Source organism: Brevundimonas sp. PWP3-1b1, from assembly GCF_049896065.1.
Taxonomy (GTDB): Bacteria; Pseudomonadota; Alphaproteobacteria; order Caulobacterales; family Caulobacteraceae; genus Brevundimonas; species Brevundimonas intermedia_B.
The window spans coordinates 2,216,867-2,241,368 of record NZ_JAFCTO010000001.1; the positions used below are offsets into that span (position 1 = coordinate 2,216,867).

The 24,502-nt window shown below is 68.6% G+C and carries 19 protein-coding genes and 2 pseudogenes; 8 read left to right on the forward strand and 13 right to left on the reverse strand.

The window, feature by feature from the left end; genetic code table 11:
• Positions 1-114 precede the first annotated feature (114 nt).
• Positions 115-1,002 carry an RNA polymerase sigma factor RpoH gene (gene rpoH / locus ACP69V_RS10885; RefSeq protein ID WP_135193456.1) on the forward strand — a complete coding sequence of 296 codons (888 nt, stop codon included), beginning with the start codon at positions 115-117 and terminating at the stop codon, positions 1,000-1,002.
• 48 nt (positions 1,003-1,050) lie between these two features.
• On the opposite strand, the gene ACP69V_RS10890 is transcribed toward rpoH, so the two are convergent.
• The 8 genes and pseudogenes from ACP69V_RS10890 to ACP69V_RS10925 all read right to left on the reverse strand — a co-directional run bounded on the left by ACP69V_RS10890 (position 1,051) and on the right by ACP69V_RS10925 (position 11,297).
• Positions 1,051-1,863 (reverse strand): response regulator, encoded by an 813-nt coding sequence (locus ACP69V_RS10890; protein ID WP_426023841.1) that lies wholly within the window; start codon positions 1,861-1,863, stop codon positions 1,051-1,053.
• A 74-nt stretch (positions 1,864-1,937) separates the two neighbouring features.
• A complete protein-coding gene (locus ACP69V_RS10895; protein ID WP_426018194.1) occupies positions 1,938-3,233 on the reverse strand; it encodes an adenylosuccinate synthase in 1,296 nt (431 codons plus the stop codon).
• 282 nt (positions 3,234-3,515) lie between these two features.
• The gene (locus tag ACP69V_RS10900; protein ID WP_426023843.1) at positions 3,516-4,688 is read right to left on the reverse strand and encodes a phosphoserine transaminase; all 1,173 of its coding nucleotides are present in this window, start codon (positions 4,686-4,688) and stop codon (positions 3,516-3,518) included.
• A gap of 46 nt (positions 4,689-4,734) precedes the next feature.
• Positions 4,735-5,661, reverse strand: coding sequence for a DnaJ C-terminal domain-containing protein (locus ACP69V_RS10905; RefSeq protein ID WP_346494960.1), 927 nt, complete (start codon positions 5,659-5,661; stop codon positions 4,735-4,737).
• An 87-nt stretch (positions 5,662-5,748) separates the two neighbouring features.
• Positions 5,749-9,435: pseudogene (locus ACP69V_RS10910) on the reverse strand (baseplate multidomain protein megatron).
• The gene (locus ACP69V_RS10915) at positions 9,436-9,915 is read right to left on the reverse strand and encodes an NlpC/P60 family protein (RefSeq protein WP_426024058.1); all 480 of its coding nucleotides are present in this window, start codon (positions 9,913-9,915) and stop codon (positions 9,436-9,438) included. It abuts the pseudogene before it with no gap.
• 116 nt (positions 9,916-10,031) lie between these two features.
• Positions 10,032-10,679: a baseplate hub protein gene (locus tag ACP69V_RS10920; protein WP_426023844.1), complete on the reverse strand. Its 648-nt coding sequence runs from the start codon at positions 10,677-10,679 to the stop codon at positions 10,032-10,034.
• 3 nt (positions 10,680-10,682) lie between these two features.
• Positions 10,683-11,297: a phage distal tail protein, Rcc01695 family gene (locus tag ACP69V_RS10925; RefSeq protein ID WP_426023845.1), complete on the reverse strand. Its 615-nt coding sequence runs from the start codon at positions 11,295-11,297 to the stop codon at positions 10,683-10,685.
• On the opposite strand from ACP69V_RS10925, the gene ACP69V_RS10930 reads away from it, so the two are divergent.
• Both ACP69V_RS10930 and ACP69V_RS10935 read left to right on the forward strand, forming a co-directional pair.
• Positions 11,283-12,011: a DUF805 domain-containing protein gene (locus ACP69V_RS10930; protein WP_426023846.1), complete on the forward strand. Its 729-nt coding sequence runs from the start codon at positions 11,283-11,285 to the stop codon at positions 12,009-12,011. The genes ACP69V_RS10925 and ACP69V_RS10930 overlap by 15 nt on opposite strands.
• 112 nt (positions 12,012-12,123) lie before the next feature.
• A complete protein-coding gene (locus ACP69V_RS10935; protein ID WP_426023847.1) occupies positions 12,124-12,834 on the forward strand; it encodes a DUF805 domain-containing protein in 711 nt (236 codons plus the stop codon).
• 78 nt (positions 12,835-12,912) lie between these two features.
• On the opposite strand, the pseudogene ACP69V_RS10940 reads toward ACP69V_RS10935, so the two are convergent.
• The 4 genes and pseudogenes from ACP69V_RS10940 to ACP69V_RS10955 form a co-directional block, all read right to left on the reverse strand.
• Positions 12,913-13,167 (reverse strand): annotated as a pseudogene (locus ACP69V_RS10940) (phage tail tape measure protein); the annotation flags it as partial.
• A 331-nt stretch (positions 13,168-13,498) separates the two neighbouring features.
• Positions 13,499-13,951 carry a YcgN family cysteine cluster protein gene (locus ACP69V_RS10945; RefSeq protein ID WP_425985698.1) on the reverse strand — a complete coding sequence of 151 codons (453 nt, stop codon included), beginning with the start codon at positions 13,949-13,951 and terminating at the stop codon, positions 13,499-13,501.
• 40 nt (positions 13,952-13,991) lie between these two features.
• Positions 13,992-14,330 (reverse strand): DMT family transporter, encoded by a 339-nt coding sequence (locus ACP69V_RS10950; protein WP_426023849.1) that lies wholly within the window; start codon positions 14,328-14,330, stop codon positions 13,992-13,994.
• Positions 14,327-14,905, reverse strand: coding sequence for a TetR/AcrR family transcriptional regulator (locus ACP69V_RS10955; RefSeq protein ID WP_426023850.1), 579 nt, complete (start codon positions 14,903-14,905; stop codon positions 14,327-14,329). Before ACP69V_RS10955 ends, ACP69V_RS10950 begins: the two co-directional genes overlap by 4 nt.
• On the opposite strand from ACP69V_RS10955, the gene ACP69V_RS10960 reads away from it, so the two are divergent.
• The 3 genes from ACP69V_RS10960 (at position 14,904) to ACP69V_RS10970 (ending at position 18,581) form a co-directional block, all read left to right on the forward strand.
• Complete coding sequence (locus ACP69V_RS10960; RefSeq protein WP_426023851.1) at positions 14,904-15,305, forward strand: endonuclease domain-containing protein; 402 nt, start codon at positions 14,904-14,906, stop codon at positions 15,303-15,305. The genes ACP69V_RS10955 and ACP69V_RS10960 overlap by 2 nt on opposite strands.
• A gap of 279 nt (positions 15,306-15,584) precedes the next feature.
• The gene (locus tag ACP69V_RS10965) at positions 15,585-17,402 is read left to right on the forward strand and encodes an ABC-F family ATP-binding cassette domain-containing protein (RefSeq protein ID WP_426023853.1); all 1,818 of its coding nucleotides are present in this window, start codon (positions 15,585-15,587) and stop codon (positions 17,400-17,402) included.
• A 210-nt stretch (positions 17,403-17,612) separates the two neighbouring features.
• Positions 17,613-18,581, forward strand: coding sequence for an alpha/beta hydrolase (locus ACP69V_RS10970; RefSeq protein WP_426023854.1), 969 nt, complete (start codon positions 17,613-17,615; stop codon positions 18,579-18,581).
• Here the strand turns inward: ACP69V_RS10970 and ACP69V_RS10975 are convergent.
• Positions 18,578-21,445 carry a PAS domain S-box protein gene (locus ACP69V_RS10975; protein ID WP_426023855.1) on the reverse strand — a complete coding sequence of 956 codons (2,868 nt, stop codon included), beginning with the start codon at positions 21,443-21,445 and terminating at the stop codon, positions 18,578-18,580. The two genes, ACP69V_RS10970 and ACP69V_RS10975, sit on opposite strands and share 4 nt — an antisense overlap.
• Before the next feature lie 735 nt (positions 21,446-22,180).
• Between ACP69V_RS10975 and ACP69V_RS10980 the strand changes: the two genes are divergently transcribed.
• Both ACP69V_RS10980 and ACP69V_RS10985 read left to right on the forward strand, forming a co-directional pair.
• Positions 22,181-23,368, forward strand: a complete 1,188-nt coding sequence (locus ACP69V_RS10980; RefSeq protein WP_426023856.1) for a TonB family protein — start codon at positions 22,181-22,183, stop codon at positions 23,366-23,368.
• A gap of 44 nt (positions 23,369-23,412) precedes the next feature.
• Complete coding sequence (locus ACP69V_RS10985) at positions 23,413-24,453, forward strand: ABC transporter substrate-binding protein (RefSeq protein WP_426023857.1); 1,041 nt, start codon at positions 23,413-23,415, stop codon at positions 24,451-24,453.
• Positions 24,454-24,502: the final 49 nt, after the last annotated feature.

A 24,502-nucleotide genomic window follows, 5' to 3' on the forward strand; every position in this document is an offset into this window, starting at 1 on the left:
TAAAAACGGCGGCAACCCATAGCTACTTCACCGGTTGAGGGGTGAGACTTCGGCGCACGCACCGTGGCCGATGACGAAGAGCCCGCTCGTTCAGACGGTCGGAGGGACCTGTATATGGCTGCCAATAGTACGCTCGCGGTGATGTCGCCTGAACAAGGCCTGTCGCGTTATCTGACGGAAATCCGCAAGTTTCCGATGCTGACCAAGGACGAGGAGTTCATGCTGGCGAAGCGCTGGTCTGAGCACCAGGACGCCGAGAGCGCCCACCGCCTTGTCACCTCGCACCTTCGTCTCGTGGCCAAGATCGCCATGGGCTATCGCGGCTACGGCCTGCCGATCGGCGAAGTGATCTCCGAGGGCAATGTCGGCCTGATGCAGGCCGTGAAGAAATTCGACCCGGACAAGGGCTTCCGCCTGGCCACCTACGCCATGTGGTGGATCCGCGCCTCGATCCAGGAATACATCCTGCGCAGCTGGTCGCTCGTGAAGATGGGCACCACCGCCGCGCAGAAAAAACTGTTCTTCAACCTGCGCAAGGCCAAGAGCCAGATCTCGGCCTTCGAGGAAGGCGACCTGCACCCCGAACACCTCGCCGCCATCGCCACCAAGCTGGGCGTCAGCGAGGAAGAGGTCACCAACATGAACCGTCGCCTCGGCGGCGACGCCTCGCTGAATGCGCCCCTGCGCGCCGACGGTGAAAGCGAATGGCAGGACTGGCTCGCCGACGACACGGCCGTGTCCCAGGAGACCCAACTCGCCGAAGACGAGGAAAAGGGCATCCGCATGAGCCTCCTTCAAGAGGCCATGGAGGAACTGACCGACCGCGAGAAGCACATCCTCACGGAACGCCGCCTCAAGGACGACCCCGTCACCTTGGAAGAACTCGCCGGCCAGTACGGCGTGTCGCGCGAACGCGTGCGCCAGATCGAGGTCCGCGCCTTCGAGAAGCTGCAAAAGGCGATGCGCGCCGCCGCCGAAGAGCGGAACCTCGTCGACGCCTGATTGAGCCAAACCTGTCGCGCTCTATCGGCGCGACAGGCCTCTATCGGTTCAGGACGCCCGCGCCATCGGGGCCATTTCTTCTGCAGCTTTCGCCGCCGCAACCACCGCGCCGATCGGCTGGGCCAGTCCGACCTTGGTCACCTGACCGCCAGCTAAATAGGCCTGCAGCGTCGCCACGACCATCGCCAGTTTGGCGTCCGCCGTCTTGATCGCCAGCCCGTTCAGCGTTTCGGCCTGCTGTCGAATGGCGCGCGTGGCTTGCGACGGGTCCTGATCGAACTGCGCCAATGCCGAAATCAGGATGCGGATCGCCTGATCCTTCACCTCCGCCGGCCCTCCGCCTACCGTACCATCGCTGCGCCGCTTGCGCGCACCGGAAAATTCGCCCGAGTTGAACCGCCGTCGATCCGGCCCGACATAGCCGACCGCCTCGATCCAGGGTCGCGGCTTCAGCGCCACGTTCTCGACCCGCTTGAACAGGTCGCCGGTCGTGAAGGGCTTTCTCAGGAACTCGTGGATGCCGGAATCGCGCGCGCCCTTGATGGCGGCGGCGGTCGCCTCGCCCGTCACCATGATGATCGGCGACATGCGGCACGCCATGCTCGACCGTCGCACCCGCCGCGCCAGCGTCTCGCCGTTCAGCGCCTCGCCGGACCGCTCGGTGAAGATCACGCCCGGCTCGACGTCGCGCAGCAGCTCCAGCGCCCGCTCCTCGTCAGTCTCGGCATAGACCTCGCGCGCACCCATCCCCTTCATGATGTCCGTCAGCAGTCGTGCAGACGACAGGTTGGGATCGACGATCACCACCCGCCTGACGGCGGGTTCGATGCGGCTCAAGGTTCTGGCGTTTGCGGCGAACACGTCCGTCTCCGGGTTGCAGCCGTTATCCTTACCGCGCGCTGGTTAAAGCCTGTTGAATCAAGGAAACTGTCGTCTCAACCCTGGAAGGGGTCCCGCATCAAAATCGTGTCGTCGCGTTCCGGGCTGGTGGACAACAGGGCCACCGGCGCGCCGATCAGCTCCTCGATCCGCCGCACATATTTGATGGCGTTGGCGTTGATGTCCTTGAAGCTGCGGACCCCGGCGGTGCTTTCACTCCAGCCTTCCAGCTCTTCGAACACCGGCTCGGCCGCCGCCTGGGCCTTAAGGCTGGACGGCAGATAGTCCAGCACCTCGCCATCAACCTTGTAGCCGACGCAGATCTTCAGCGTCTTCAGCCCGTCCAGCACGTCCAGCTTGGTCAGGGCGATGCCGTCGATGCCGTTGATCGCCACCGACTGGCGCACCAGCACAGCATCGAACCAGCCGCAGCGTCGCGCCCGGCCCGTATTCACCCCGACCTCGCGGCCGACAGTCGCGAGATGCTGTCCGACCTCATCATCCAGCTCGCAGGCGAACGGGCCTTCACCGACGCGGGTCGTATAGGCCTTCACGATCCCCAGCACATAGCCGACGCCGCGCGGACCGATGCCCGATCCGGCGGCCGCCTGTCCCGCCACGGTGTTCGAGCTGGTGACATAGGGATAGGTGCCGTGGTCCACGTCCAGGAAGGCGCCCTGCGCGCCCTCGAACAACACCCGCTTGCCGTCCTTCTGCGCCTGATCCAGCACCCGCCAGGCCGGCTTCACATAGGGCAGGATCTTGGGTGCGATCTCCAGCAGTTGCGCCAGCAGCGCCGCCGGATCGATCGGCTCCAGCCCCAGGCCCGCGCGCAGCGGATCGTGGTGCGAGCGCAGGCGGTCGATCTTGACCTTCAGATCGTCTTCATTGGCCAGATCGCACACCCGGATGGCTCGCCGACCGACCTTGTCCTCATAGGCCGGACCGATCCCCCGCCCTGTCGTGCCGATCTTGGCGCCGGGCGCGCTCGCCGCCGCCTCGCGCGCCACGTCCAGCGCGGGGTGGATGGGCAAGATCAGACAGGCGTTGTCCGCGATGGTCAGAATCTCGGGGCTGATCGACACGCCTTGGGCCTGGATCTTCTCGATCTCGCCGACCAGATGCCAGGGATCGACGACCACGCCGTTGCCGATGATCGACGGCTTGCCCTGAACTACACCCGAGGGCAGCAGCGCCAGCTTGTAGACCTTGCCGTCCACGACCAGCGTATGGCCCGCATTGTGACCGCCCTGGAACCGCACGACCATGTCGGCGCGGTTGGACAGCCAGTCCACGATCTTGCCCTTGCCCTCGTCGCCCCACTGGGCGCCGACCACCGCTACGTTCGCCAAGGTCCGTACTCCGCCTTAGCGTTCTCCTTGGAGAACGCGTCAAAACCAGCAGGCGCCGCGTCATCGCGGCGATCTGAATGCGGGCGCAGCCTATAGCGGGGGAATCATCCGATGTCGTCCCTCTAATCCTCTCCCGCGCAGCGGGGGAGGGGGACCACGAAGTGGTGGAGGGGGCGGACGCGCCTCCGACCTACGCCCAGCTCGCAAGAAAGCAATCTGAAAGGCCGAGCGCGCTATCCGCCCCCTCCACCATGCTGCGCATGGTCCCCCTCCCCCGTTACGCTACGCTTCTCGGGTGAGGACCAATTCCGAGACCGCCGTTTCGAACGCCCATTCCAGCCACGGCGTCGCCGCGACCACATCCGCCGTCTCGACCGTGCAGCCGCACCACAGGCGCAGTCCCGGCGGGGCGTTGCGGTGCGGCTCCATGTCGAACACCGCCGCCTCGCCTTCCAGCAACGCCTTGAACCGCATGACGAACGCCTTCTGCGCCTTGGCGTCCAGCGCCGCGATCCGCGCGTCGGTGAACTTCAGGCACACCGACGTCGTCGACCGGATCTCCGGCCGATCCGGCAGGAAGGCGATCCAGTCCGTCCGCTCAACCCACTCCGCCAACGCGGCATAGTTGGCGTCCGTGCGCCGGATCAACTCGCTCAGACCGCCCACGCCCTTCGCCCAGTCCAGGGCGTCGATCCAGTCCTCAATGGTCAGGATCGAGAAGGTGTTGATCGCCACCCCGTCCGCCAGCGCCCGGTCGAACCCCTTGCCGTCCGTCAGCCGCAACAGCTTGGGGATCGCCCGATCCGGCCGATACCCGTCCAGCCGCGCCACCGCACGCGGCGACAGCACCATCACGCCGATGCCCGCCTCCCCGCCCAGCGCCTTCTGGAAGCTGAAGGTCACCACATCCAGCTTGTCGAACGGCAGCGGCATGGCGAACGCCGCCGAGGTCGCATCGCAGATCGCCAGACCCTCGCGGTCGTCGGAAATCCAGTCGGCGTCCGGCACCCGCACGCCCGAGGTCGTGCCGTTCCACGGAAACACCACGTCCTTGGACCAGTCCGCCTGGCTCATATCCGGCAGCTCGCCCCACGGCGCCGTCAGGGCCTCGGGCTCCAGGGCCAGATGATCCTTCACGTCCGCCAGCCACGTCAGGCCGAAGTTCTCGAACGCCACGACCTGCACCGGCCGTTGCCCCAGCATGCCCCACAGGGCCGCCTCGACCGCGCCCGTGTCCGACCCCGGCGTATAGAGCATCACATGGCTCTCGGGGACTTCCAGCACCTCGCGCGTCAGCCGCAGGCCATGCGCGAACCGCTCCACCACTTCCGGCGCCCGGATGCCGCGTCCCAGCAGATCGGACGGCAGGCCCGCCAGGCTGTAGCCCGGCCGTTTCGCCGTCGGCCCCGCTGAAAACCACGGCCGCGCCGGCTTCACTTCAGGCTTGGAAGTCATGCTCTTTCCCCTTGGCGCTACCGCGCTTCGCGCTGCTTGAGCGCGCTCAACGCCCCGGCGTGTAGGGCCGCTTGGCCCGCCATTCCTCAGCGAACCGGGTCAGGGCCTCGTCCGGCTCGTCCGGCAACGTCACCACCAGCCGCGCCAGCAGATCCCCGCGCTTGCCCGCCGCATAGGCCCCCCGCGCCTTCAGCCGCAGGATTTTGCCCGAGTTCGACCCCGCCGGGATCGTCATCTGCACCACGCCCTCGGGCGTCGGCACCCGCACCTTGGCGCCCAGCACCGCGTCGGGCACCGACACGGGCAGGTCCATCGTCAAGTCCGCTCCGTCGCGCTTGTAAATCGGATGCGCCTCGATCTTCAGCTCGATCAGGGCGTCGCCGTTCTCGGCCCCGCGCCCCGGCGAACCCTGTCCACGCAGGCGGATGGTCTGGCCTTCGGACGCGCCCTTGGGAATGGTCACGTCCAGCGTGCGCCCATCCGAGAACTGGATCCGCCGCGTCGCTCCCGCGATGGCGTCCTCCAGACTGATGTCCAGCGTCGCCTTCACGTCCTGCCCGCGCGAGGTGAAGTCCCGCGCGCCGCGCTGACGCCCCGCACCGCCGAACATGCCGAACAGGTCGTCCAGATCGACGCCTTCGAAGTTCGCACGACCGCCCGGCCCGCCGCCGAAGCCGCCGCCCGCACCACCCTGGCCGAACGGACTGCCGCCCGCGCGACCGCCGCCGCCGAAGCCGCGATATTGTTCGTTGCCGTCGTTGTCGATCTGGCCGGCGTCGTACTTGGCTCGCTTCTCTGCGTCGCCCAGGATGTCGAAGGCCGCCGTCACCCGCTTGAACTTGTCCTCGGTGATCTTGTCGCCGGGGTTCTTGTCGGGGTGCAGCTCCTTGGCGAGCTTGCGATACGCCTTCTTGACCTCGTCCGCGCTCGCGCCCTTCGAAACGCCCAGTTCCTTGTAGGGGTCGCCTGCCACGTCCGTTGCCGCTCCAACTGAAAAGATCGAGAGGCCGTCAGTTAAGCCATGCCCCGCCCCACGCAAAGGGCCGGACCCGTCATTTGCTCAGATCAGCCCGATTTCCGCCTCCACACCCCACCCGAAGCCCTCGCCCCACTGCGCCACGGCGATCCGCGCGCGCGCCGTCACGCCCTCGGGGAAGTCCGCCGCGAAGGCAGCCGCCGGATAGAACGCAGACAAACCCTCCGCCTCCATCGTCCGAACTCCGACGCCGCCGTCCAGCACCCGCACACGGAACCGCATCGGATCGACCGCCGCAGGCTCCCCGTCCCAGCCGTCGCCGAACAGCCGCACACGCGGTGTCCACCGGATTGTTAGCCCCTCACCCTCCGCAGCGACCGCCAGTCCACACGGCGACCACGGTCGGTCATGCACGCCCCTCGACTGAAACACCGTCTCGGTGAACCCCGCCCCGCCCGGCGCCGCCCCGGCCGGCGCCGCGCGACAGACCAGCGGCAGGCCACGCTCCCCCCGCCCGATCTCCGCCCACGCCAGCCGGTCGTCCAGGAACACCACGACCGACCCCGCCCCGGCGCCCGCCCGCATCTCGACCTCGGTGCCCTGCTGCCCCCGCAACAGACCCTCCAGCCGCCACGTCCCCGGCCCGACCAGCACCGCCGACCGATATTGCACGATCTCCCAGCCCGCCGCCGTCCCGACCGCCAGCGCATTGCCGCCGCCCAGCACCGCCGTCTCGACCGCGCTCTCAGGCGCCGCGCCCTCGACCCGCACCACGACCGCATGAACCTCGTCCCAGCGATGCCGCACCCCGGGCCCCAACGCCTCGACCAGCACCCCGACCGTCGCCGGCGTCTCCACATCCGCCCGCGCCGTCAGCGTGTCGACCGATGCTCCCGCATGCAGCCGCATCGTCCGCCAGGGCTCCGCCGCAACCGCCACGACCGGCCGCCCATCCTCCTCGCGCCCGATCAAGGGCGGCAGATCCATCACCCTCACGAAGGGCGCCCCGACCACCGCCGGCGTCTCGCCCCCGCGCCAGACGCCATCGTCCTCGACGACCCGCCGCGCGAGCAGCGGCTCCAGCACCGCCGACGGCGTCTCGTCCGCCGTCGTCCGCATCACGCGCCAGTCGCCCGCGACGCCGTCCAGCCGCACCCCGTCCCCCGGCTCCAACCGCAAGGCCTCCAGCGGCCCAAGCGCCAGCGTCTTCGCCTCCACGCCCTCGCCGTCCAGCGCCCGTTCCGCCGCCGCCCTGGCCAGCCCGCCGCCGCACACCAGTGGCAGGTCCATATCCACCCCGCCAGCCGTCGCCGCTGCATCATCCGACCGCACGACCACCGCGCCCGTCTGATAATCCGCCGTCTCGTCGATGAACCGTACCCGCGCCTCGCCCGCCTTGGGCCCCAGCGTCCGCGTCGCCGCCTCCGCCGCCCCGCCGTCGGGCAAAGCCAGCGCCTCGCCTGCGATCTCGACCCCCGTCTCCACACACCCCTGCACGGCCACCCGCCCGTCGCGCTCGGCCGCCACGGCGTCGAACGCCGCCAGCAGCGGCTCCAGCGCATCGCGCGTCCGCATCGGCCGATCGATGACATAGCCGGCCGCCGCACCTTCCACGCCCTCGACCGACATCTCAGACGACGACAACCCGCCGCGCGCCAGCACCGCCTCGATCAGGTCGCGCCCATCCCCTGCCAGCCGCCCGTTCAGCCAGTGCCCGGCCCGCCACGCCCCTGCATCCGCCCACACATCCCCCCTTGCCGGAAACGCCGGATAGGGCCGCGCGTCCCAGCACCAGGCGTCCGCCGTCTCCAGCATCCGCCTGCCATAAACCGCCGAAACCGGATTGTTCTCAGGGTCCGCATAATGCCCCAGCACCGCCTCCAGCGCCGCCCGCTGCACCGCATCGTCGCGCTCGCCGGTCGATCCCGGCGGCAGATGGCTCTCGTTGCTCTTGGGGTCCAGGAACAGGTTCGGCGCATTGCCGCCCCGGTCCACCGCCGCACAACCGAACTCCGACAGCCGCACCGGCTTCATCCCCGGAACCCAGGCCGTCGGCGTCGCCGCCCTCACCCCGCCCGGCCGGTCATGGTGCGCGTTCGACCACCAGGCTTTCAGGTCCTTGGGCCGAAACACCTAGTCCTCGCCGTGCGCCCCATCGCTGATGGCCGTACGCACCTGCGCCGCCCGATCCGCCTCGTTCGCATAATACCAGTCGAACCCATCCCCGCCCGCGACCCCCGCCGCCAGATAGGCCGGGTCCGCCGCCCCGCCGAACGTCGCCGCGTCCACCCCGCCGTCGCCCGCACGCCAGTCCGTCAGCGGCGGATACCAGTCGATCGACACATGATCGATGGTCGCATCGGCCCACAGCGGATCGAGGTGAAACACCACCTCCCCGCCCGTCTGCCGCCCGAAATATTCGCTCCAGTCCGCCGCATAGGACAGCTTCACCCCCGGCCCCACCACCGCCCGGCATTCCGCTGCCAGCGCCCGAAACTGATCCACCGCCGGAAAGCCCCCGGCCGCATCCCGCGTCCAGGTCACGCCCCGCATCTCCGACCCGATCAGCAGGCCGTCCGCCCCCTCCTCCGCCGCGATCCGGGCGTAGTGCAGCGCCATCCGACGCAGCCCCCAATCCTCGTCCCCGCCGAACAGGGCCGCGATCTCCGCCGTCGCCCCCGCCCCATCCACGCCCGCCATCCGTCCGCGCCACGGATAGCCAGGGCAGTCCATGAAGATGAAAGGATACAGGGTCACCTCCAGCCCCCGCGCCTTCAGCTCGCGGATCGCCTGCCGCACGCTCTCGTCCGATGGCGTCCCGCCATAGGCCGGCGCCCCGTCCAGCTGACTGACCTCATAGGCGTCTTCGCGCGCCACCCCCGCCACGGACCAGACCATCGGCTCCGTCGGCTTGTCCCTTCGCTCCACCCCCGGTCGCACGCGGCATTCCCCAGCTCTCAGATCGCTGCCGAACCAACCGGCCACCAGACTGACCCGCTTCAGGTTCGGCAGTTGCGCCTGCAACTGATCCAGCGAGACCATCAGGTCCGCCCGGCCCTCGCCGTTATGCACATTCTCCGCCGCCGTCCGCGTCAGCCCCTCGCGCCGCATCACCGCCTCGGTCGCCAAGGCGAACTCCCCCGCCCCAGGGATCAGGCACACGCCTTCCAGCATATCCTCCAGCCGCGCCGCCTGCCCCCTGGGCCGCCTGAACACCTCGAAACTCAACTGCGGAACCCGGTCCCCGAACGGCCCCAACGGCAGATCCTCGAACACCACATAGGCCGTACCGCGATAGGCCGGCGCCGCCCTCTCGACCGCCTCGATCAGCGGATCCGGCGTCTGGTCCTCGCCCCCGCGATGCACCCGCATCACGACGCCCGTCATGTCCATCAGCCGCCCATCGGCCCATACCCGCCCGACCCCGTCGATCTCGCCCTCGCAAAGCGCCACCGCAAAACTCAGCGAATAGACATAGTCGACCGTCTTCGGCCCGCCCTTGCCCGCCCGCCCCTTGGTCTTGCCTTCCAGGAACCGCGCCGCCCAGATCACCTGACCCGTGACCCGCGCCCGCCCGAACACACAGGCCATCGGCGACCCTTCCGCCGTCCCCTGCACCTTCAGCGTTTCCAGCCTCGGCCCCACCTGCCGCGCCGGCCCCAGCGCGCTCACCACGCGATTGTCGATCGCCCGCCCGAGGGTCGAGCCGATCACTCGTCCGACCGGCCCGCCGACCGACTGCCCCACCGCGCTCAGAACGACTTGCGCCATTCAACCCTCCTCAGGAAACCGGAACACCGCGACCAGCCGTCGCCGCCACCACACGCCCATCCAGCTCTCGACGACCGCGCGCCCCCAATAGGCGTGGATCATCCTCGGCTCCGGCCCCTCGACGTCGCTCAGAATGGCGCAATGCTTCACCGCCGCCCCCGGCGACATGCGAAACAGCAGCACGTCCCCCGCCTGCATCTGATCGACCGCAACCGGCCTCAGCCACCGCCCCGCCGCCTCCAGCAGCGTCTCGCGCCCGCCTGTCTCGGCCCAGTCCGCCGAATAGGCCGGCAAGACCTCCGGCTCCTCGCCTGCCACCTCGCGCCACACCCCGCGCACCAACCCCAGACAGTCCGCCCCCACGCCCTTCACGCTGGCCTGATGTCGATAAGGCGTGCCCAGCCAGGATCGCGCCGAAGCAACAACCGCCGCCGCACGCGCTTCTCCCTCCCCCTGCGGGGGAGGGGGGGCGAGCCGCAGGCGAGACCGGGTGGGGGCGGCCAGGCGACCCGCGCCCACTCTCCCTGCCGTCCCCACCCCGTCGCTTCGCGACGACCCTCCCCGTTCCGGGGAGGGAGAAATCATCGCCCCGCCCCTCACCGCCGGCTCCCGCCGTCGTTCCGCGCGCTTCCCGCCGGATACGCCGTCAGGAAGTCGTCCCCCGGCACATCCGGGAACCCGCGAAAGTTCGCCCCATTCGCAAACGTCCCAAGGCAGGTCTCCCACCGCTTATCGCAGACCCGTCCCGCCGCCTCCGCGACCCCGCACCGCTGGTCCCCCAGCCGCGCATCGCACATCCGCCCATAGGTCCGCCCGACCACCCGCTCCAGCTTCGCCAACGGCCCCTCAAGCTCGGCGACGAACCCTCCCCCTTCCCGTCGAATCCGCGCCAGCGTCCCCGCCCACAGCCGAACCCTCAAATCCGGCCGCGCCCAGTCCACCCGCCAAAGCTCGACCGTTGCCGCATCGAACAGACCCGCCGCCACATCCTCTTCACTGATGGCCTCGTCATCCAGCGCCCCCGCCGCCGAGACCGACCCCGCCGTCAGCCCGACTGCGCTCTCGCCCGCCCCCGCCGTCCAGCCGCTCGCAGCCCGACAGAGCACCCCATCCACCACCAGGTCCCGGTCGTGATCGGTGAACCCCATCACCACTCCATCGGCCCGCTTCAGCCGCCAGACATGACACAGCGTCGCCGCCCCGCTCTCGATGCGGGCGACCATTTCTTCCGGTATGTTTCGCATGGTTCAGACCCGAACCTCGATCAGCGGCACGGCCGCCATCCGCCCGGCCTCGAAACTCTCCAGCGTCGTCTCGATCCGATCGCTGTCGAACCGCACGGGCGTGTCAAACGCGAACCCCGCCGTCACCACGGCGCCCGCCGCCGGCGCGCTCGCCAGAGTCATCACCCCCGTCGCCTCATCCACGGTGAAATCCGCGACCTCGACGCCCCCGACCGCCACGCGCACCGACCCCGCGACCGGCTTTGAGATCGGCCGCTCCACATCGCCGTATCGCTTGACCAGGCCGAACGCCGTCCGCACCCCGTCCCCGACGCCCAGCGCCTGATCCCCCGCCGACACCGTCCCGCCCGGCGCACACGACTTGAAGTCGGCGAAGTCCTTGAACCGGAACCCGTACAGCCGCCCCCGCCGCGCCTCGAAGAAGGCGACCAACTCGGCCATGTCGTCCAGCGATCTCAGGTTGGCCCCGATCAGATAACGCCTGCGCCCCAGCGCCCAAGGCGTCGACCGCCGCTCGAACCCTGACGCCAGCGTCGTGATCTCCGTCCGTCGCTCCACCCCGCCGGTCGAGCCGAACGCCAGCCGCGCAGGCAGGCGCACCTCATGAAAGGCGCCCATGATCACTCTCCTGTGCAAAGCCGCGCGCCCGGTCCAAACCTTGGCGGCGGCGCTTCGGGCCGCGCCTTTTCCTGGACCACGGCCTTGCGCGGCGAAATCCTCAGCTACGACCCCGTGACCGGCGACGGCCTGATCAGCGGCGACGATCTTCAGCGCTACGCCTTCACCTCGACCACCGCCGGTCTCGAACCGGGCCGTCGCGTCGATTTCGTCGTTCAGGATGACCGCGCCGTCAGCCTGATGGTGCTGCGCGACGGCCCCTTGCCGACCGCCGTCTATGCGCCGGAACCCGACCTCGGGCTGTGGGGCTATTTCGTCCGCTGCGTGACCGACCTCTACATCGAGGGACAGGGACGTGCGCGACGCAAGGAATACTGGTCTTTCGCCCTCTTCCAGTTCCTGATCCTGATGCTCGCCATCATGCCGATCATCGGCCTGGCCATCGCCGACGCCGAGACCGGCTATGACATGGAGGCCTGGGGCGTCGCCTGGATCTGCGTCGTCGCCCTGGCCTACTTCGCGCTCATCATCCCCTATGTCGCCGTCGCCATCCGCCGCTTTCACGACGTCGGCCTCAGCGGCTGGCTGATCCTGATCGGCCTCGTCCCCTACGTCGGCGGCCTGTTCGTGTTCATCATCAGCCTTCTGCCGTCCCAGCCGGCCGTGAACGTCCACGGCGCGCCGCCCAAGGGCCTGGGCCAAATCGGAGTTTGAGAGAAATTCTCAGGAACCGTTCGCCAAGCTTGACCTTTCAGTCTTGTCCGGCTCACGTCGTCCGGCGACGTTCGCAAACTGCCGCTCGGCGGCGACAACCAAGGAGACCTCCGTGCGCGGTGAAATTCTCAGCTACGACGCCACGACCGGCGCCGGTCTGATCAGCGGCGACGACGGCGCCCGTTACGACTTCACCTCGGCCGCGCTCCAGTCGCCGGCCGTGCCCGCCGCCGGCGTCCGCGTGGACTTCGTGCCCGAAGGCGCCGTCGCCACCCAAATCCTGATCCTCGCCGGCGCGGCGACCACCACCGGCGTCGCCGGCGGTTACGCCGCCTCAACCGCCGTCGCAGCGCCCGGCTCGGGCTTCGACTTCCAGTCCGCCATGCTGTCCTTCAATGGGCGCCTGCGCCGTTCGCACTTCTGGATCGGCTTCCTGATCATCTTCGGCGCCAGCCTGGTGCTGGGCTGGATTCCCCTCCTGGGCGGGCTGATCTCCCTGGCCCTGATCTGGCCCAACCTCGCCATTTCGGTGAAGCGTCTTCACGACATGGGCAAGAGCGGCTGGCTGGTCGCCATTCCCTGGGCGATCTCCACGATACTGGTCATCGCCGGCTTCGTGATGATGTTCGCCGGCATCGCCGCCAGCGGCATGGACGAAAGCTATTACGAGGATAACCCGATGGCCGCCCTGTCCATCATGGGTCCGGCCTTCGGCGCCTTCACCATCGCCACGCTCGTCAATCTCGCCTTCCTGCTTTGGATCGGCATCACGGACAGCCAGAAGGGCGAAAACCGCTTCGGCCCGAACCCCAAGGGCCAATAGTAGCAAGTGGCGAGTGACGAGTGGTCAGTGGCGAGACGCGCCGCATCTGCATCGTCGCTCGCCACTCGCCACTTCTAACTACATCCGCCTTGCGCCCAGACTGACGGCCCGCGCCAGCATCTGTGCGATCTGCGCCTCGGACCTCAGCAGGGCCGGCGCGCCGCCCTCCACCGCCACATTGACCGTGACCCCGCCGCCGGAAGCCGGCCCGATCTCGCCGCCCGTCGCGGGTCGAAACACCTCCGGCCCGCGCTCTCCGACCAGATAGGCGCCGCCGCCCAGCACCGGCCCGCCGTCCGCCCGCGCCCCGCCGAAACTGGACATCGCCGCCTGGCCGAGCGCGCGATCACGCCGATCTGACGCGCGACCTTTTCGGCTGCTGCCGCGTCCTCGATCTCTGTCTTGCAAACCTTCTGCGCGGCCTCTTCCATCTTGGCCTTCAGCATCAGGAACATCGGCTCCAGCCATCCGGCGCAGGCCGCAGCGCTCCCGCGAGCGCCGACACCGCCGCCCTCTCCGTCATCCCGATTTCCCGTCATGCCCAAACCATAGCGCAGCAGCGTCCTCAGGCCGGAAGAACGCCTACATAATTCGCCAACGATTTGTTTTCTAAAGACTTGAACCAGCGTCATTGCGCTGGCTAGCGGGGGCTACCCTAGCAGCCTCAGCCCCGCTCCAGCATCCATTCCGGCGCCTCGAAATCCAGCGCATCTTCCGGCTGGGCCAGCGACAGCTCCGAAATCGTCTGTCCCCGCACCGACACTCCGGCCGTATGCACCGTCTCGCGACTGCCCGAGATCAGATGATGCCACCCCGCCAGCGGCCGCCCCTCGTGTAGCCGGCGATAGGCGCACGACAGGGGCATCCACCCCAGCGCCTGGATGTTTCCGGGCGTCAGCTTGATGCAGTCGGGCACCTGCGCATTGCGGTTCGCATAGTCCGAGCACGAACAGGCCTGGGAATCGAACAGCTTGCAGTGCACCCGCGTCGGAACGACGTCGCCCGTATCCTCGTCCTCGAACCGGATCACGCAGCACAGCCCGCACCCGTCGCACAGCCCCTCCCACTCGGAAGGCGACATCTCGGCCAGGGTCTTGGTTTCCCAGTAGGGCTGCATGGCGCGCCTCATACGCGCCACGCTGCCGATTGTCACAGCCTCAATGCCCCACCGTCTTGGAGAACAGGTTGATCACCACCACCCCGCCGACGATCATCGTCAGGCCCGCGATGGCCGGCAGGTCCAACCGCTGGCGAAACGCCAACGTCCCGATCACCGAAATCAGCACCACCCCCAGCCCGCTCCAGATCGCATAGGCGATCCCCACCGGCATCTGCTTCAGCGCGACCGACAGCAGATAGAAGGCCAGGCCATAGCAGGCCGCCATCCCCGCCGTCGGCCAGACCCTGGTGAACTGCTGCGAAGCCTGCAGCAGCGTCGTCCCCGCCACCTCCAGCGCAATGGCGCCCAGCAGCGCCGCCCAGGTCACGGGGCTCATGCCTCGTTGGCCGTTATCGGATGGCCGGGCGTCAGCAGCGACAGCAGCGCCTGCCGCTGCTCCGGGGAGACCTCATGAATGCCGAACAGGTCCGACACCCACAGACCGTCGGCCAGCAACCGCAACATCAGGGCGTCGTCGGCTCCGACCGGATCGCTGGGATCGTCCACCTTCACCCGATCCACCCAGGTCCGCCAGCGTCGGGCCAGCGCCGGTTCGATGGCGCAGGCGGCCATCACCACCCGGCCGATGCTGACGTCCTGCGGCGTCACCGGCTCGGTCACCGTGGCCCGCAGATAGGCCCGCGCATTGCGGCCATAGGGTTCGGGATCGCGCGCCGCCTCGGCCAGGATGCCGTCGGTATGCATCTGGCCCAGATGGTCGATCATCCCTTCCAGCAGGGCGACCTTGGTCGGAAAATGATGCAGCAGCGCCCCCTTGCTGACCGTCGTCCGCGCCGCCACCGCATCCAGGGTGAAACCCGACGCCCCCAGCTCGGCGGCGACCTCCAGGGCCTTGTCGATGATCTCGGCGCGGGTGTCGTCGGGCGCGCGGCGGCGTGTGATCGTGTCCATGACCGCCACATACCAACCGGACGGTAACTGTCAAACTCCGAAATCGAAGGATTGCATCGTTAATGACTTCGGGTTGTTGTTGCACATGCGCGCAACCATCCTGACGCAAAAGCGAGCCCGCGCCCTCAGGCGGTCGATGACCTTGCCCGAAGTCCTCGTGTGGCAACGTATCCGCAGTCACGGCTTTCGCCGACAGCACGCGCTGGCCTTCTACATCCTGGATTTCTATCGCCCCAAGGACCGCCTTTGCATCGAGATCGACGGGCAAGGACACGACCCGGATCACGACGCCAGACGTGACGCCTTCCTTCTCGAACGAAACATCCGCACCATCCGCATCCCTGCGTCCTCGGTCCTGCGCGACCTCGACGCCGTCACAGACTACATCCTCTCGCTCTAACAAAAATCCTCCCCCGCCTGCGGGGGAGGGGGACCGCGAAGCGGTGGAGGGGGCGACCGCCCCACCGACCTTTACGCCTGAAAACCGCTCCCTTTCGGACGCCTGCGATGCGTCCGCCCCCTCCACCACGCTGCGCGCGGTCCCCCTCCCCCGCTTCGCGGGTGAGGATCGGGCTGGCGTCATCGCGCCACAACCCTTAGATCACACCCGTTTCCGCCCCTCCCTCCGCGCCCCGCGCGGTCCCCCTCCCCCGCATCGCCAGGGAGGATCGAAAGTCACATGGCAGCCAGACCCCCCCTCGTCGCTCTCAAGGACGTCCGTCTTCAGGACGGCCAGCGCCCCCTCTTCGACGGCGTCGACCTCGCGGTCGAACCGCGCAGCCGCGCCGCCCTCGTCGGCCGCAACGGCGCCGGCAAGTCCACCCTGATGAAGGTCGTCATGGGCATGATCGAGCCCGACAGCGGCGACCGCTCGGTCCAGTCCGCCGTCCGTTTCGCCTATGTGCCGCAGGAGCCGGTCATCACCGGCGAGACCCTGCTGGACTATGCCTCCTCCGGCGAGGCCGAGAGCTGGACCGCTGAATCCTGGCTGGCCACCTTCGGCCTGAACCCCGAGAAATCGACCCAAGGCCTGTCCGGCGGCGAGACCCGCCGCGCCGCCCTGGCCAAGGCCTTCGCCGAAGAGCCCGACCTGCTGCTGCTGGACGAGCCGACCAACCACCTCGACATCCTGGCCATCGAATTGCTGGAGAACGAGCTGATCCAGGCCCGGTTCGCCCTGCTGGTCGTCAGCCACGACCGCGCCTTCCTGAACCGCGTCACCAACACCGTCCACTGGCTGGAAGGCCGCCGCGTCCGCACCCTGAGCAAGGGCTTCGTCGAGTTCGACGAATGGTCCTCCAAGGTCATGGAGGAGGAGGCCGAATCCCTGCGTCGCCTGACCAAGACCATCGAGCGCGAGACCGCCACCTTCTACTCCTCCATCACCGCCCGCCGCAGCCGCAACGAGGGCCGCGCCCGCTCGCTGAATGCGCTCCGCGCCGAACGCGCCGAGAAGATGAAGGACGCCCCGCGCGAGCTCTATCTGGGCGTCGATTCCGGCGGCACCTCGGGCAAGCTGGTCGCCGAGATCAAGGGCGTGTCCAAGGGCTTCAACGGCCGCACCCTGTTCAAGGACCTGACCACCCGCATCATCCGCGGCGACCGCCTGGGCATCGTCGGTCCCAACGGCGCGGGCAAGACCACCCTGGTCAAGACCCTGCTGGGCGAACTGCCGCCGGACGAGGGCACGGTCCGCATGGGCTCCAACCTGGAGTCCGTCTATCTGGACCAGTCGCGCGAGGGGCTGAAGTCGGACATGACCCTGTGGGACGCCCTGACGCCGGGCGGCGGGGACTCGATCCTGGTGCGCGGCGTGTCCAAACACGTCGCCGCCTACGCCAAGGACTTCCTCTTCTCCGAGGCCCAGCTGCGCCAGCCGATCTCGACCCTGTCGGGCGGCGAACGCAACCGCCTGCTTCTGGCCCGCGCGCTCGCCAAGCCCGCCAACCTTCTGATCCTCGACGAACCGACCAACGACCTGGACATGGACACCTTGGACAAGCTGGAAGAGCTGCTTGAGGGCTATGACGGCACCCTAATCCTGGTCTCCCACGACCGCGACTTCATCGACCGCCTGTCCACCTCGACCCTGGCCCTGAACGGGCGCGGCGACATCGTCGAGACCCCCGGCGGTTGGACCGACTTCATCCGCCAGAACCCCGGCTTCCTCCAGCCCGGCTCCAACCCCCGCCCCCAGGACAAGGCCGCCGCCCAGCGCGCCGCCGAGGCCGCCCCGGCCGCCGTCGCCCCCAAGAAGGCCGGCAAGCTGACCTTCAAGGACGCCCACCGCCTGAAGGAACTGGAGGCCCTGATCGAGGCCCTGCCCGCCACCATCGCAAAACACGACGCGACCTTGGCCGACCCCGCCCTCTACGCCCGCGACCCCAAGACCTTCGACGCCACGATGAAGGCCGCCGACAAGGCTAGAGCCGACCTGGAAAGCGCCGAACTGGAATGGCTGGAGCTGGAAGAGAAGAAGGCGGCGCTGGCGGGGTGACCACCCCATAGTCCGTCACCCTCGGGCTCGTCCCGAGGGCCCACCCTTCCGCCACTCGGCCGCGAGACGCCGCAGGCCAGCGCCCAAGCCAATCACGCAATCCCGTGCCGCCTCCGCCGTAGGCCCTCGGGACTAGCCCGAGGGTGACGGGTTTTATGCAAGCGGGCTCCACCCCTTGAAACCAAATCCACCGCCGCACACTCAAGCTTCATGACCCTGCGCACCCACCTCGTCGAGTTCGCCCCGCCCCAGCAGGCGGCGGTGCGGCGGATCAACGCCGTCCTGGCCCGCGCGCCGCGCCTGCGCACCGACGGCTGGCGGATCGATGCGGGTCAGCGGCTGTCGCTGTGGCTGGACGCCGCCGCCGGTCGGGTCACGGTCCCCCGCCTCAGAAAGCGCGGCGTCACGGTCGAGATCATTCAGACCGACGGCGACCACCCCGTCCCCTTGCGCATCCTACATCCCGTCGGCACGCCCCGCGCCGTCATCCTGGACATCCACGGCGGCGGCTGGGTGCTGGGCAGCGCCGGGCTGAACGACCGGCTGAACGCCCACTTGGCGCACCACGGCTTCTGCGTCGTCTCGGTCGATTACCGCCTGCTGTCAGAGCGTCGCCAGATCTATGTCGACGCCGCCATCGCCGACTGTTTAGCCGCCGCCTACTGGACCGTGACCAACGTCGACCGGCTGGGCGCCTCGACCCTGTTCCTGACGGGAGAATCCGCCGGCGGCCATCTGGCGGCCCTGACGGCGGCGGCCCTGCGCGACCAGGGGCTGATCGACCTGGTGAAGGGCTGCGTCTTCACCTACGGCGTCTTCGACCTGTCGGGGACCGAAAGCGTCCGCTCCGCCGGGCCAGAGACCCTGCTCTTCAACGGCCCGACCATGCGCGCCGACCTGGCCCGGCTGGCCCCCGACCGCGACGAGGCGGGCCTGCGTCGGCCCGACGTCTCGCCCCTCTATGCCGACCTGACCGGTCTGCCGCCCGCCCTGTTCATCGCCGGCGAGGACGATCCCCTGTTCGAGGACAGCCTCTTGATGGCCACCCGCTGGGGCGAGGCGTCGCAGGCCGACCTGATCCGCGTTCCCGAGACCCCGCACGGCTTCCTGCATTTCGGCGGCCCGGCGGCTCGGGGCGCGCGCGCCGCCATTCGCCACTGGCTGGGCGCCAGGCTCTAGCTTTCGATCAGCTCGCGGATCCGGCTGCCCAGGGCCTCCATGCCGAAGGGCTTGGTCATGACGTGCATGCCGGGGTCCAGGTGGCCGTTGCCGACCACCGCATTCTCGGCATAGCCGGTGATGAACAGCACCTTCAGGTCCGGCCGCTCCAACCGCGCGGCGTCCGCCATCTGGCGCCCGTTCATTCCGCCGGGTAGGCCCACGTCGGTGACCAGCAGGTCGATCCGCGCCTCGGACTGCAGCAGCTTCAGCCCCGCCGCCCCGTCCGAGGCCTCGATGCACTGATAGCCCAGCTCGTGCAGGATTTCGGCGACCAGCATCCGCACCGTCGGCTCGTCGTCCACGACCATGACCGTCTCGCCGGCCTGGGCGCGCGGGGCCTGTTCGACCTCGGGAACGGCCTCGCCCTCGTCCACCGCGCCGTGGTGACGCGGCAGATACAGACACACCATCGCCCCCTGTCCCGGCTCGGAATAGATCCGCACCTGGCCGCCCGACTGGCGCACGAAACCATAGATCATCGACAGCCCCAGCCCCGTCCCCTCGCCCAGCGGCTTGGTGGTGAAAAAGGGCTCGAACGCGCGCGCCACGACGTCCGGCGCCATGCCGCCGCCGGTGTCGCTGACGCAGATGGAGACATACTGGCCGGGGTCCAGGTCCTGGGCCTTGGCCGTGCGCGCGTCGATCCAGCGGTTGCCGGTCTCGATGGTCAGCCGCCCGCCGTCCGGCATGGCGTCGCGCGCATTGATGCACAGGTTCAGCACCGCGTTTTCCAGCTGGTGCGCATCGATCAGCACGGGCCACAGGCCGGTGCTGGCCACCACTTCCAGATGGACCCCCGGCCCCGTGGTGCGCCGGATCAGGTCCTCCATCCCGCGGATCAGGCGGTTGGGATCGGTCGGCTTGGGGTCCAGGGTCTGGCGCCGCGAGAAGGCCAGCAGCCGGTGCGTCAGGGACGCGGCCCGCTTCGCCGCCCCCTGGGCCGCCGCAGTGAACCGTTCGACATCGCCATACCGACCCTGGGCGATCCGGTTGGTGATCAACTCCAGACTGCCGCTGATCCCCGCCAGCAGATTGTTGAAGTCGTGGGCGATGCCGCCGGTCAACTGGCCCACCGCCTCCATCTTCTGGCTCTGGCGCAGCGCCTCTTCGGTCTTCATCAGGGCGCTGGTGCGTTCGGCGACCTGGTCTTCCAGAGTCTCGTTGAACCGCGCCAGTTCGGCCGACTGGCGACGCAGTTCCTCGATGTCGATATTGGAGCCGACCCAGCGGGTGATCCGGCCCTCCTCGTCATGGACCGGCTCGGCCCGCACCATGAAGGTGCGATAGACGCCGTCGTGGCGAAGGATGCGGAACTCCGCCTCATAGACCTGACCCCTCGCCAGGGCCTGCGACCAGCGCGCAGCCGCCATCTCCCGATCATCGGGATGGACGATCTGGCCCCACCCGTCCGTCCCGTCCAGCGCACCCTGGATCAACCCGGTATAGGCATAGACCTGGGGGTTGAACCAATACAGCGACCCGTCGGCCCAGCTGGCCCAGATCTGGTTCGGCGTGGCCTGGGCGAAGACCCGGAACTGGGCCTCGCTGTCGCGCAGGGCGGCCTCGCTGCGGGCCCGCTCGGTCGCCATCCGCACCCGTTCGGCCACGTCGCGCATCAGCTGAAGATCGCTTTCGGTATAGTGACGCGCCGTCGCATGGTTGACGAAGACCATCGCCACCACCCGGCCCTGCTCCATCAACGGCATGTTGACGAACGACCCGGCGCTGATGGCCTTCAGGGCTTCGGCGGTGTCGGCCGTGCGGGGATCGCGCGCGACGTCGTCGATCGCCACCGTCTCCCCGCGCTTGATGTTCTCGATGTAGGATCCATAGTCGCGGAAGGACAGGACGCCGGCCAGGCTCGTCACCCCCGCCTGGTTGAAGTCGCGCGCGATGGTGATGGTCTCCGCGACCGTATCCACCGTGCCATATCCCGCGCGGCTGACACCCATGGTCTGCGCGAGCACCTCGGCGGACGCCTGGGCGATCTCCTCGGCGTCGGTCAGGTCGCGGATGGCGTCGTTCAGCTCCAGCAGGGCGTTCTGGCGCGCCTCGCTCTGTTTGCGCTCGGTGATGTTGTTGAACAGGATCGCGACCTGCCAGGCGCCCGGCTGGCCGATGCGCAGCGCCTGCACGTCGTACCAGCGGCCGAAGATGTCGGCGGAGTTTTCAAACCGCGCCGGCTCGCCCGTGCGGGCGACGCGGCGGTAGCGGTCGAACCAGTGTTGCTCCAGCCCCGGCGCGATCTCGCTGACCCATTTGCCGTAAGGATCGACCAGGCCCGTCATATCCTCGAAGGCCTGGTTGCCCTCGACGATCTTGTAATCGACCGGCCGATCCGCCGCGTCGAACTTCATCTCGATGACGCAGAAGCCCGTCGCCATGGCCGCGAACAGTGCGCCGTATCGCGACTCGCTCTCCGCCAGGGCCTGGTCGGCGCGGTGGCGATCCGTGACGTCCATGCCCTGGATGAAGACGCCCCAGACCCGACCGTCTTCCTTCAGGGGCTGGAAGACGAAATCGACATAACGGTCCACGACGTCGCCGCCGGGTTCGGCCTGAACGGCGTAAAGCGCGCTGTCGGCCCTGTGCGCCTCGCCGGTGCGATAGACCTGATCCAGCAGGTCCAGATAGCCTTGCGCCACCGCATCGGTCAGCACCTCGGCCATCGTCCGCCCGATCACCTCGCGATGGCCGATGACCTTCTGATAGTTCGGATTGGTCAGTTCGAACCGATGCTCGGGTCCCGTGACCAGCGCCATGAAACCCGGCGCATGGGCGAACATCTGGGCCAGCTGGCTGCGATTGATGCCGATGGACAAGGCGTGATCAGACCCGGTGATGGACAAACATTTCCCCCAAGGACTTCCGTCCGCTGATCACAGAACCCAAAGCGCGGCGCGCGGTTGCAGCGCAAAGTGTCCGACGCCGGACACAGGCGTCTATCGCCGCGTTTCTGTGGACAAGGCAAGCCGCTGTTACGCCAGCGCGAATTTGATCCGTCCACCGATGTTCACAGGCTTGTCCACCGCCGCCGGGCCAGTCGTGCACATCGGGGCGAGATCGGGCGCTTGCCTCATAGCCGCTTTCGTCCGAACGTCAACAGGCCAAGGGACACGGCGGCGCGGAAATCCAGGGGAGACCCCGGACATCAAGCGAACCGGCCCGGCTCTCCGACCCGGCGCGATCGGGCGATCTTCGGATCGTAACGTGCGACAGGCGGGATCCAGGCTCCAGTCCTCGACGGTCTCCGGATCGACGTGGAACGAGAGAACCGGATCGGGATCAAGGGACGACACGGACGCAATGCCGTGGGACGCCCAAGACCAGGAGCGCGACAGGACACAGCCGACCGCCCTTTCGGGTTCGCCCGAAACGGCGCTGACGCCAAGACCCTGACCCAGACGGCCAAGTCCAACCCGGACTTGGCGAGGGGACGAAGAGCACGGGCTTGCCCGCACGCTTCGTCCCCTCGCTCAATTGGCCTTCGATTTCACAAAATCACGCTAGACAGCCGCCGCTCCAGATGCACCCATGAAGTGCAGACGGAGACACCCATGCGCTCAGCCCTGTTCGGCCTCGGCCTCGCCCTGACGACCGCCCCCGCCTTGGCTCAAGTGCCGATTGTATCCCGCCAGGCCGCGACCTCGCCCGATCAGGCCATGCTTCAGATCCCTGCGACAGACATCCGCTGCGACGGACGGCGGGTTCAGCCGACCTATGCCGACGATCTGCGCATCGAGACCACCGGCCCCTCGCGTCCCGAAAGGCCGAACGTCGTCCTGTCCTTCTCCGTCGACGAGACGGGGCGCACGCGCGACATTCGCCCGGCGTCGATGTCGGCGCCGACATCGGCTCCGAGCGCCAGTCCGGTCATTATCTCAACCGCCATCCCCACGGAGCAGGAACAGGCCGCGCTCGCCGCCTGGCGCTTCGACGGGCCACGCCGCGATTGCAGCCTGACCATCCGCTACGCCGCCAAGCCCATGGTGGAAGCGTCGAAGGGCGACCTGCTGCGCTATTTCGCCGTCACGCGCACGCGCGGCCCGATCCGCGACGCCGTCGCCGCGCGGCTGGCCGGTCCCGACGCCGACTGCGGCGGCGAACGCCGGGGCGGCCGCTCGCCGCGCACCGTCAGCTTCCCCGACTACAAGATCGGACAACGTCCGCCGCCCGGCGGCCGGGCCTGGACCGTCGTGCGCTGGGGCATGGACGCCGAGGGGCGCGCCGTCGATGTGGAAACCCTGGGGTCATCCGGCGATACGGTCTTCGATGCCGAGACGCGCCGCGCCGTGTCCGAAACCGTCGTTGAGGGCGGCGCGCCGTTGCGCGGATGCGTGGCGAACTTCTATCGCGTTGGCGAACGTCTGCCTGCGCCGGACACGCCGCAACGCGACGAAGATCCGCTTCAGAACTGCCCCGCCGAAATCGGCGAGCGTTTCCGCACGCGCGCGGCGCCGGAGACCTTCCCCGCCGCCTTCCGCGATCGCGGGATCGAGGGATGGGCCCTGGTGCGGTTCGATCTCGCGACCTGGGGCCAGGTCGGCAATGTCGAGGTCATCGACGCCCAACCCGCCGCCGCCTTCGGCGACAGTGGCCGTCGCACGGTCCAGACGGGCCGCGCCGAACCATCCAACAGTCACGGCGTCCGCTGCGTCGTTCCGGTCCGCTACGTCCTGCCCACAAATCCCGTCGATGGCGAACCGATCCAAAGCGACAGGTCGGCCGACATCGCCACCGACTGAACCCGCGCCTTCCCAAGGCCCCTATCCCCCCGTAAGTCAGGCGCATGACTATGCTGGGGAATCGCCTGCTGACCCGCCGCCGCGCCTTGATCGCGGGCGGCGCGGCCGTGGCGGCGGGGGCCGTGGGGCTTCGGGCCTGCGGGCGGGTCGAGGCGCCGGTGGACGAGCAGGGTCGCGTGCGCCTGCGTTTCGCCACCGACTGGCGCGCCCAGGCCGAACAGGGCGGCTTCTATCAGGCCCTGGCCAGCGGGGCCTATGAGAAGCGCGGGCTGAACGTCCAGATCGTCCAGGGCGGTCCCGGCGTGAACGTGCCGCAACTGCTGGCGTCCGGCGCCGTCGAACTGGGCATGGGTTCCAACAGCTTCATCCCGATGAACCTGGTCGCGGCCGGCGCCCCGGTGAAGGCCGTCGCCGCCTTCTTCCAGAAGGACCCCCAGGTCCTGATGGCCCATCCCGATCCGGCGCTTGAAACCATAGCCGACCTGACCGGCCGGCCCTTCCTGCTGGCCGACACGGCGATCAACACCTTCTGGGTCTGGCTGAAGGCCCGCTACGGCTTCACCGACGAGCAGCTGCGCCCCTTCGCCTACGACCCCGCCGCCTTCATCTCCAATACGCGGGCGGTGCAGCAGGGCTATCTGACCAGCGATCCCTACGCCATCGAACAGGCGGCCGATTTCGACCCGCGCGTCTTCCTGATGGCCGACGAGGGCTATCCCTCCTACGCCGCCATGGTGCTGGCGCCGAACGCCTTCGCCCGCGACAATGCGGCCGCCCTGCGCAGCTTCATCGCCGCCTCGGCCGAGGGGTGGCGCGACTATATCCGGGGCGACGCCTCGGCCGCCGACGCCCTGATCCGCAAGGACAACCCCGACATGACGCAAGCCGTGCTGGACCAGGCCCGCGAGAAGCTGCGCGACAACGCCATCGTCGATGGGGGCGACGCCGCCCTCTACGGCCTGGGCGCCCTGACCGAGGAGCGCTGGCAGGCCTTCTTCGACGTGACCTCCCAGGCCGGCGTCTATGAGGCGGACCTGAACTGGCGCGACGCCTTCACCGACAACTATCTGCCCGGTCGCGGCTGACACGCCTTCGTCGTCGCAACCGACCGTGGCGTTAGCGCGGGATTAAGTG

Excerpts from the sequence above, each read along its gene's own strand:
- ACP69V_RS10950 (WP_426023849.1), bottom strand. The coding sequence starts at position 14,330 with ATGAGCCCCGTGACCTGGGCGGCGCTGCTGGGCGCCATTGCGCTGGAG.
- ACP69V_RS10925 (WP_426023845.1), bottom strand. The coding sequence starts at position 11,297 with ATGGGCGCCTTTCATGAGGTGCGCCTGCCTGCGCGGCTGGCGTTCGGC.
- ACP69V_RS10985 (WP_426023857.1), top strand. The coding sequence starts at position 23,413 with ATGACTATGCTGGGGAATCGCCTGCTGACCCGCCGCCGCGCCTTGATC.
- ACP69V_RS10970 (WP_426023854.1), top strand. The coding sequence starts at position 17,613 with ATGACCCTGCGCACCCACCTCGTCGAGTTCGCCCCGCCCCAGCAGGCG.
- ACP69V_RS10980 (WP_426023856.1), top strand. The coding sequence starts at position 22,181 with ATGCGCTCAGCCCTGTTCGGCCTCGGCCTCGCCCTGACGACCGCCCCC.
- ACP69V_RS10930 (WP_426023846.1), top strand. The coding sequence starts at position 11,283 with ATGAAAGGCGCCCATGATCACTCTCCTGTGCAAAGCCGCGCGCCCGGT.
- ACP69V_RS10955 (WP_426023850.1), bottom strand. The coding sequence starts at position 14,905 with ATGGACACGATCACACGCCGCCGCGCGCCCGACGACACCCGCGCCGAG.
- ACP69V_RS10920 (WP_426023844.1), bottom strand. The coding sequence starts at position 10,679 with ATGCGAAACATACCGGAAGAAATGGTCGCCCGCATCGAGAGCGGGGCG.
- rpoH (WP_135193456.1), top strand. The coding sequence starts at position 115 with ATGGCTGCCAATAGTACGCTCGCGGTGATGTCGCCTGAACAAGGCCTG.
- ACP69V_RS10945 (WP_425985698.1), bottom strand. The coding sequence starts at position 13,951 with ATGCAGCCCTACTGGGAAACCAAGACCCTGGCCGAGATGTCGCCTTCC.
- ACP69V_RS10960 (WP_426023851.1), top strand. The coding sequence starts at position 14,904 with ATGACCGCCACATACCAACCGGACGGTAACTGTCAAACTCCGAAATCG.
- ACP69V_RS10965 (WP_426023853.1), top strand. The coding sequence starts at position 15,585 with ATGGCAGCCAGACCCCCCCTCGTCGCTCTCAAGGACGTCCGTCTTCAG.
- ACP69V_RS10900 (WP_426023843.1), bottom strand. The coding sequence starts at position 4,688 with ATGACTTCCAAGCCTGAAGTGAAGCCGGCGCGGCCGTGGTTTTCAGCG.